Origin of the sequence: Mycobacterium sp. 852002-51163_SCH5372311 (genome assembly GCF_001667115.1) — a bacterium.
GTDB lineage: Bacteria > Actinomycetota > Actinomycetes > Mycobacteriales > Mycobacteriaceae > Mycobacterium.
In genome coordinates this window covers 1-3,144 of sequence record NZ_LZIJ01000081.1, presented here as the reverse complement: position 1 = coordinate 3,144, position 3,144 = coordinate 1, and the positions used below count along the sequence as shown (strand labels likewise).

4 protein-coding genes are annotated in these 3,144 nt (G+C 67.8%); 1 reads left to right on the top strand and 3 read right to left on the bottom strand.

The features are described 5' to 3' along the window. The coding region (locus tag A5791_RS11015; protein WP_067235513.1) for a nitroreductase family deazaflavin-dependent oxidoreductase at positions 1-300 on the bottom strand (300 nt) is incomplete at its 3' end. A 12-nt stretch (positions 301-312) separates the two neighbouring features. Next, positions 313-1,158 (bottom strand): NAD(P)H-binding protein, encoded by an 846-nt coding sequence (locus A5791_RS11010; protein WP_067235509.1) that lies wholly within the window; start codon positions 1,156-1,158, stop codon positions 313-315. Positions 1,159-1,283: 125 nt separating this feature from the next. On the opposite strand from A5791_RS11010, the gene sigI reads away from it, so the two are divergent. Next, positions 1,284-2,195: an RNA polymerase sigma factor SigI gene (sigI, locus tag A5791_RS11005; protein ID WP_067235503.1), complete on the top strand. Its 912-nt coding sequence runs from the start codon at positions 1,284-1,286 to the stop codon at positions 2,193-2,195. Between the two features lie 10 nt (positions 2,196-2,205). On the opposite strand, the gene A5791_RS11000 is transcribed toward sigI, so the two are convergent. Beyond that, positions 2,206-3,117: a MinD/ParA family protein gene (locus A5791_RS11000; protein ID WP_067235506.1), complete on the bottom strand. Its 912-nt coding sequence runs from the start codon at positions 3,115-3,117 to the stop codon at positions 2,206-2,208. Positions 3,118-3,144 lie beyond the last annotated feature (27 nt).

Here is a 3,144-nt window from a genome sequence, read left to right as displayed (position 1 = left end):
GCGCGCTTCCGCGGGGGAGAGCTCGACGATCCTGACCCGCCGGGCCCGCCGCCCCCTGGTCAAGGTGCCGACGCCGGCGGCCCGCGCGTTGGCGGCCCAGTCCGCACCGGGATAGCCGGCCACCACGTACAGGCCGCCCCGGAATTCGAAGGGCGTCATCGGGGTGCTGCGCAGCTGACCCGACTTACGGCCGGGCACCGTCAGCACCATGGCAGGGCCGGTCGGGATTCCGAGCTTCTGCACCGCCATCATCACCTTGTTCATCGGCTTGAGGTATCGCGGTGGACGTGGATCGGACATGAAATTGCCTCCTTAACTGCTGAACAGGTCACGACGCTGCGACACGAAGTCCGCGAACGTCAGGGCCGGGCGACCCAGGATCTTCTCGACCTCGTGGGTGACGAGGGCCGGTTTGTCCAGTGTCTCGGCGAGCATGCCGAGATACGCGTCCGCGAAGTCGGCGGTGAAGCCTATGCCGATAAAGCGTTGCCGCACAGCGTCGGCAGGTACTTCGAGGTATTGGAGCGGACGGTCCAGCACGGCACCGATCACCGCCACCAGCTCGGAGTTGGTGAGCGACTGGGGACCGGTGAGCGGGATGCGCTGGCCGACGAGCTCGTCGGTGAGCAGCGCCCGGGCCGCCACCGCCGCGATGTCGCTCTCGACGATCGGCGCGCTGGACGCAGCGGCATACGGCCCGGCCACCACGTCACCGGCGCGCAGCTGCGCCGACCACATGCCGACGAAGTTCGTCGCGAAAATCGCGGGCCGCAGGCTCACCCAGTCCAGCCCGGAGTCGACGGCGAGCTGTTCGATTTCCTTGTTGCGGTCGCCACGAACCCGGGAGGGCTGGCGCGCGAAGTCGTCGTCGGCGTTGATCGCCGACAGGGCAACAAGTTTCGTGACACCGGCCTGCCTCGCCTGGTTGACCACTGCCGACATGGCCTCGATATCCGGGCCGAGCGCACGGGAATTGAGAAACACCGCCGACGCGCCGGGCAGTGCTTCGAGTGCTTTGCCGAATACCTCGACTCCGGCGGGAAACGCGGCCTTACCCGGTGTGCGGGTGACCGCGCGCACCCGAGCGCCCGCTGCGGCAAGTTGGGCGACAAGGGGACTACCGACATTGCCGGTTGCTCCGGTTACCACGATCGTCATGTAAAGCTCCTTCATGTGCTGAGCCGGTGCTGTTCGCCAGACTCTTCACACAAGGACGGCGCGCAACGGCGGAAAGTTACAGTCGAAATCGGTAACTTTTTTCCGCGCCAGATCGTCGGTGATGTATGAACCAACCGCAGTCAGTCAGCGAGAAGGTCACGGACGCCTGGCGGCAGCACCGTCCATATCTGGTCAACCTCGGCTACCAGATCATCGGAGACGTCGGCGACGCCGAAGACGTTGCGCAAGAAGCGTTTCTGCGGCTCTCCCGCGCGGACGCGAACCAGATCGACGATGTCCGCGGCTGGCTGACCGTGGTCGCCAGCAGGCTGTGCCTGGATCACATGCGTTCGGCTCGGGCCCGCTACGAACGCCCGGGTGACCCCGGCGGGGAGGTCCCGCAGGGCCGCGAGTTCCTGGTCGACGAATCGCGGCGGGCCGACCCCGCCGACCGGGTGACCCTCGATGACCAGGTGAGCACGGCGCTGCTGGAGGTATTGCGCAGGCTCACCCCGGGTGAGCGGGTGGCGTTCGTGCTGCACGACGTGTTCGGGCTTCCGTTCGACCAGATCGCAGAGACCGTCGGCCGTCCCGTCGGAACCTGCCGTCAGCTGGCGCGCCGCGCCCGCGGCAAATTCACTGAGGCACAACCGAAGACACAACCGCGGCGGAGTGAAGTGGCCCCCGCCGAGCACCAGCTCGTCACCGAGAAGTTCATCACCGCATGTGCCAACGGTGACATCGCCGCGCTGGCTGCAGTTTTGGATCCGGCCGTGTGGGGAGTCGGGACGGTACTTGCCCATCCATCGCCGCCGCCACAGGTCAACCACGGCCCGGACGCAGTGGCCACCAACCTGCTGCGCTATCTGGGGCCGGGCGTCACGCTGGTCAGCGGCCCGGCCGGGCAGCCGGTCGTGCTGGCATTCGCCAACCGACGGCTGTTCGCCGCCGTCGTACTGACCATCCGCGGTCAGCTGGTCACCAAGATCGAGGCGATCGCGGACCCGGCCGCCCGGGCCGGAGCGGTATCCAGTTAAGGCGCGCGGCTCAGCGGGCTGCGCGGTCCTGGGTGGCGGGCCGCGCCGCGAAGTAGCCCGTGACGGTCGCGGTGACCTGCATGAATTTGCGCCGCGTTGCACGAGCCATCTCCTGGCGCACATCGATGACGCCGCCGGGCCGCAGGTGCGGATCGAAGGGCACCTCGATCACCGGCCGCCCGTGATCGACGAACTCGCGAGCCAGCAACGCCCGGGTCCGCTTGTCGGCGTGACCGTCGGAATCGTTGAGCACCACGATGCTGTGGTGCAGCAACCGGTCCAGGCCGTGATCGGCCAGCCATTCCATGGTCTTGGCGGCCGCCGACGCCCCGTCCGCCCACGGCGAGGACACCACGATCAGCGCATCCAGATCGCGCAACACCTCTTGGGTGACCGCGGAGTCCATCGTGGAGCCGCAGTCGATGATTGAGATCGCGAAATGCCGGTCCAGCCGTCGCGCGGCTTCCCGGTAGATGGCCGGATCGAGCACTCGGCGCGGGCCTGCCGCCGGTTCACCGCCGAGCACGTAGAGGCCGACGGAGTTGTGGCCGACTCGTGCGATCAGGTCGCTGAAGGAGCGCAGGTTGACGTCCCCGGTCAGTTCCCAGAACGAGCCGTTGGCATGGGGATCGATTCGGCTGCTCAGCCGCCCGAACGCGGTGTCGGCGTCGATCGCCACGATGCGGTCCTGTTGGCGCAGTTCGGCAAGGATCGATCCGACGCTGGCGGCCACCGACGTCTTTCCGACGCCGCCCTTGCCCAGCACTCCGACCTTGTGGTTGCCGTGCAGCGGGACCTGTATGGCTGCCCGGAATTGCGCCTCTTCGCGTTGGGCCGCCGACGGACCCGGCTTGACCAGGCCAAAGGTGGCGCGCCGTACAAGGCGTCGCCAACCGTGGTCGGGAGGCAGCGGCGGGGTCAGGTAGAGCGGCCCGAAAGAAGCCTCGGG

Bases quoted from the DNA above. Each gene is read 5' to 3' on its own strand.
- A5791_RS11010 (WP_067235509.1), bottom strand. From the start codon at position 1,158: ATGACGATCGTGGTAACCGGAGCAACCGGCAATGTCGGTAGTCCCCTT.
- sigI (WP_067235503.1), top strand. From the start codon at position 1,284: ATGAACCAACCGCAGTCAGTCAGCGAGAAGGTCACGGACGCCTGGCGG.